Below are 5,206 nucleotides of genomic sequence, written 5' to 3' on the forward strand. Positions count from 1 at the left end.
TATCTTCAATTTTTGCACGCATGCCGTCTATAGGAAAATCATTGGTTATAGAAATGATGTAAGTGGCTTTAGCATAAGGAAAAAACCATCTCAATTTATCTTCAGGCGAAGGATTTTCTACTTTTTTGCCTTCATTGTCAATTTTATAATTTTCATAAAACTGCATTACTTTATCGCGTTCAGTCCAACTGTATTTATTACCTGTATTGATCAATTCATTGCCAAAAAAATCAATTAAAGTAACTTTTAAACCGGGAATATTTTCTTGTTTTCCGTCTTCGTGAATGTGCAACACCAAAAAAGAGGAAAAATCATATCCGCAATGTTGTTGGGCATTAGAAGTGAAGATTCCCAAAAAGAAAAAGAAAAGAATAAATCGCATGGTTTAATTTTTTTCGAAAGATACAGTTTTCTCAACACAAAAAAAATCCCAACAACCGTAAGTCATTGAGATTATATTTTAATTAACAAGTGCTTATTTTACATCCATTAATTCAACATCAAAAATTAAGTTAGCATTGGGTGGAATTACTCCTCCAGCACCAGCAGATCCGTAAGCTAAATGTGATGGAATTGCAAAACGTGCTTTATCTCCCACACTTAACAAAGCAATACCTTCGTCCCAACCTTCAATTACATGACCTTTTCCTAAAGGAAATTCAATTGGTTTTTTTCTTGGATAAGAAGAATCAAATACTTTACCATCAGGCAATTGTCCTGTGTAATGTACCGCAACTGTTTTACCAACTTCTGCTTTTTTACCATTCCCTTTATTGATCATTTTATAACGCAAACCGCTTGCTGTTTTTTCAAAACCAGCTGCAATTTCTTCCATTTTAGCTTCAGCCGCTTCACGTTCAGCCGCAATTCTTTTCTCTCTAGAACCTTCAAAAACTCTAAAAGCTTCAATAGCATTCCAGTTTTTAGCTTCTTCTCCTTCTCGAATAATTTCTACACTTTCTAAAGTGTCATTTTGTGCCACAGCATCAACGATGTCTTGACCTTCTACCACGTGACCAAAAACAGTATGTTTGTTGTCTAACCAATTGGTTGGAATGTGTGTGATGTAAAACTGAGAACCGTTTGTTCCTGGTCCTGCATTAGCCATTGCCAAAACACCTGGTTTATCGTGTTGCAAAGAAGGATGAAATTCGTCGTCAAATTTATATCCTGGTCCACCCGTTCCTGTACCTAACGGACAACCGCCTTGAATCATAAAATCAGGAATTACGCGGTGAAATTTCAATCCATCATAATAAGGTTTTCCTTGCGGACGTGCTGTGTTTTCTAAATTTCCTTCGGCTAAAGCAACAAAATTACCTACCGTTCCAGGAGTTAAATCGTGTGTTAATTTTACTAAAATTGAACCTTTTGAAGTATTGAATTTAGCATATATTCCGTTTTCCATTGTCTTTTTTTTTATTTAATTATGACGGCAAATTTACAAATAAATTTTGTTTTTAAGATACGATGTTAAGCGATTACTTAGTGTTTTTTAAGCATTCTCCGAGATACTTTTTTAAGTATAAAAAAATAAAGCCCTAAAAAAACCCGATTAAAATCGGGTTTAAAATATTTAGTGAATGATATTTTCAACATCTTTCGGGTTATGCTTATGTTTAAATAAAATTGCAAAAGCAATTGCAATAATGAAAGCATAAGCCGCAAAGGCAAGCCAAATGGAATGCCAATCTCTTTCGCCATTATGTGTAAAGTACTTCTCAATTGCCCAACCTGAAGTAAAACTTCCCAATACCGCTCCAAATCCATTGGTCATCATCATAAATAATCCTTGAGCTGAAGAACGAATTTTAGCATCCGTGGAAGTCTCGACAAATAAAGATCCTGAGATATTAAAGAAATCGAATGCCATACCGTAAACGATACACGATAAAATAATCATCCATAAACCATCCGTTGGATTTCCGTAAGCAAATAAACCAAAACGCAAAACCCAGGCCAACATAGAGATCAGCATTACTTGTTTGATACCAAAACGTTTTAAGAAAAACGGTATTGCCAAGATGAATAGTGTTTCGGATATTTGAGAAATAGACATGATAATAGTAGAATATTTCACCACAATTGAATCTGCATATTGAGGCACATTTTTAAATTCATCTAAAAAAACATCCCCATACGCATTGGTAAGTTGCAAAGCTCCTCCTAAAAACATAGAGAAAATAAAAAACAACGCCATTTTATAAGTTCCGAAAAGCTTAAAAGCTTCAAGTCCTAAAGATTCTGCAAATGAACTTTTTTCTGCTTTAACATGTTGTGGCTTGCATTTAGGCAAAGTAAAAGCGTACAAACCAAGTAAAATAGCTGCAATTCCGGCAATATAAAATTGATAAGCTGTAGCTTTATTTCCTGTTAAATTGGTAAGCCACATTGCCGCAATAAAACCTATGGTTCCCCAAACTCTTATGGGTGGAAAATCTTTCACCACATCACTATCGGCACTGTTTTTTAACGCGGTATAGGATATGGAATTGGATAAAGCAATGGTGGGCATATAAAAACACATCGCCAAAAGCATGATGTAAATAAATGTACTTGGATTATCTACATTGGGCAAATAAAACAAAACTAAAGCATAAAGAATATGAAGTGCTCCGTATAATTTTTCGGCATTTATCCAACGATCAGCAATAATACCGGTGATTGTTGGCATGAATAAGGAGGCAATTCCCATGGTTCCAAATACTAATCCAAACTGAGTTCCTTCCCATTGTTTCGTACCAAACCAGAAGTTTGCAATGGTTATCAACCAAGCACCCCAAACAAAAAATTGAAAGAAGTTCATGGTTATTAATCTGTTTTTTATACTCATCTTAAATATAAATGTTTTTGATTTTTATAGCCCGTAAATCTACTATTAAAAAATTAAATATGACTATTTGGTTGTTTATTTTTTAAAAAGGCTTCGTATCAAATAAGCATCATACAAGAAAAGCAAAATCAGATTACAGCAAATAATTTAAAATTATTCAACTAGCAATCAATTACTTAACAAGTATTGATTGACCGCTTTGAGAACCACCGAAAACTGTTGGTTTTTATCTAAATCTGAATTGTCAATTTCAATAGCATCAGGAGCCACTTTTAAAGGTGAATCTTCTCTGTTTGTATCAATATAATCGCGTTCTTGAACGTTTTTTAATACTTCTTCATAAGTAACATTTTGACCTTTATTAATCAATTCTTCAAAACGTCGTTGAGCACGTTTTTCGGCACTTGAATTCATGAAAATTTTTACTTCAGCATCCGGAAAAACAACCGTTCCTATATCTCTGCCGTCCATAACAATACCTCGCTCCTGCCCCATTTTTTGCTGTTGTTCGACTAATTTGGCTCGAACTTCTGAAATTTCGGCAATTCGACTTACATATTGAGAAACTTCAAGCGTGCGGATGTCATTTTCTACATTGGTATCATTCAAATACATTTCTGCAAAACCCAATTGGGGATTGTATTTAAATTGCAAACGAATATTTGCCAAGGAATTGATCAAAGATTCTTTGTCTAAATATGCTGCATTTATATAACCGTTTTGCATCGCAAACAAAGCTACAGCGCGATACATTGCTCCAGTATCTACATATACATAACCCAGCTCTTTGGCTAATTCTTTAGCAATAGTGCTTTTTCCGGTTGATGAAAAGCCGTCGATGGCTATGATAATTTTTTTCATGGGTAGTGAGTGTGCGTTGGGGCACAAAAATACAAAAAAGAGTAGGATTAGCTATTCTTGATCCTAAAGATGATTGCAAATAATAGTATTCCTATTCTTTAAGTCTTTGACTATTGTACTCTTAACATTCCTGTATCTTGTTTTATAAGTTATACTTAATTAGTGATTTATAAACATTTCTACTGTTTTTTTTTTATATTTTTAATATGTATATTTGAAGTAGTTAAATCCCAAAAAATGAAATTCAAAGCCAAAATAACCACCCATAAGGGAATCTCGCGAATAGCTGTTTATTTTGAAAAAAATGCATCCTTAATAGCACGCATTAAAACCTTTGAAGATGCAAGATGGAGTGTTTCCAAAAAATATTGGCATTTACCCGATAATGAAGAAAACAGATTGCGATTCAACCTTTTTTCAGCGCATACATTGCTTCCTAATGCTGAAGGAATAGCTAGTATTGACACCTTTAAGCGTTATCTTTTGTCCCGAAGATACAGTCCTAACACGATAAATACGTATAGCGAAGCATTAAAATCATTTTTAACTTTTTGCAATACAAAATCGTTACAAGACATTAACAATGAAGACGTTATTGCTTATAATAATGATTATATCATAAAAAACCAATTGTCTTCTTCTTATCAGAACCAAATCGTTAATGCTCTCAAACTTTTCTTTAAAATAGTGAAAGAAACATCGATTGAAATAGACAAAATACATCGTCCAAAACGAGAAAAAGTATTGCCCAATGTATTGAGTAAAGAAGAGGTTAAAAAAATACTAGAAGCCCAAACCAATCTTAAACATAAAACCATGTTAAGTTTAATCTATTCATGTGGACTACGATGCGGAGAACTTTTGGCATTGCAGCCTCAACATATCGATTCCAACAGAAATATCGTTATTATTAAAAATGCAAAAGGGAAAAAAGATAGAATTGTACCGCTAAGTCCCAAAATATTAATATACTTAAGAAACTATTATAAAGCTTACAAACCTCAAACCTATTTATTTGAAGGGCAAAAGTCTGGTGCACCTTATGAAGCAAGAAGTTTACAACTTATATTAAAACAAGCCTTACAAAAATCAGGTATTACCAAGCCCGTAACATTACATTGGTTGCGCCATAGTTATGCTACACATTTATTAGAAAGCGGCACTGACTTAAGATACATTCAAGAATTGTTAGGACACAGCAGCAGCAAAACCACCGAAATATATACCCATGTAAGCACAAAAAGCATTCAACTGATTAAAAGTCCTTTTGATGATTTATAATAAAAATTTATATATATTTGAATTTATAAAATAAACCGAAATAAAACTTCGCAAAGCATGCCATATTGGCTGTATATGCGAAGTTTTATATCGCATATAAACGAGTTGTGCGTCAGCATAAATGAACAGTAGACAAACAGAGAACAGCATTTAAACAAAGAAACACAAACTATGTGGATACATTTCAGCAAAAACAGTAGCAATTCTTATGGTGGTGGTTTAAATGAACCT

5 protein-coding genes are annotated in these 5,206 nt (G+C 33.4%); 1 reads left to right on the forward strand and 4 read right to left on the reverse strand.

Annotated features, from left to right (window positions below):
* From PHR76_RS13020 to cmk, 4 genes are all read right to left on the reverse strand, one after another.
* The coding region (locus PHR76_RS13020) for a hypothetical protein (RefSeq protein WP_300063568.1) at positions 1–382 on the reverse strand (382 nt) is incomplete at its 3' end.
* A 93-nt stretch (positions 383–475) separates the two neighbouring features.
* Complete coding sequence (locus PHR76_RS13025; protein WP_300063571.1) at positions 476–1,408, reverse strand: peptidylprolyl isomerase; 933 nt, start codon at positions 1,406–1,408, stop codon at positions 476–478.
* A 168-nt stretch (positions 1,409–1,576) separates the two neighbouring features.
* Positions 1,577–2,833, reverse strand: coding sequence for a nucleoside permease (locus PHR76_RS13030; RefSeq protein WP_300063574.1), 1,257 nt, complete (start codon positions 2,831–2,833; stop codon positions 1,577–1,579).
* A 168-nt stretch (positions 2,834–3,001) separates the two neighbouring features.
* Positions 3,002–3,694: a (d)CMP kinase gene (gene cmk, locus PHR76_RS13035; protein WP_300063577.1), complete on the reverse strand. Its 693-nt coding sequence runs from the start codon at positions 3,692–3,694 to the stop codon at positions 3,002–3,004.
* Positions 3,695–3,931: 237 nt separating this feature from the next.
* On the opposite strand from cmk, the gene xerA reads away from it, so the two are divergent.
* Complete coding sequence (xerA, locus tag PHR76_RS13040) at positions 3,932–4,975, forward strand: site-specific tyrosine recombinase/integron integrase (RefSeq protein WP_300063580.1); 1,044 nt, start codon at positions 3,932–3,934, stop codon at positions 4,973–4,975.
* The last annotated feature ends 231 nt before the right edge of the window (positions 4,976–5,206 follow it).

The sequence above is a fragment of the Flavobacterium sp. genome, from assembly GCF_028689845.1.
Lineage (GTDB): Bacteria > Bacteroidota > Bacteroidia > Flavobacteriales > Flavobacteriaceae > Flavobacterium.

Coding starts and splice junctions, on each gene's coding strand:
- cmk (WP_300063577.1), bottom strand. CDS start 3,694: ATGAAAAAAATTATCATAGCCATCGACGGCTTTTCATCAACCGGAAAA.
- xerA (WP_300063580.1), top strand. CDS start 3,932: ATGAAATTCAAAGCCAAAATAACCACCCATAAGGGAATCTCGCGAATA.
- PHR76_RS13030 (WP_300063574.1), bottom strand. CDS start 2,833: ATGAGTATAAAAAACAGATTAATAACCATGAACTTCTTTCAATTTTTT.
- PHR76_RS13025 (WP_300063571.1), bottom strand. CDS start 1,408: ATGGAAAACGGAATATATGCTAAATTCAATACTTCAAAAGGTTCAATT.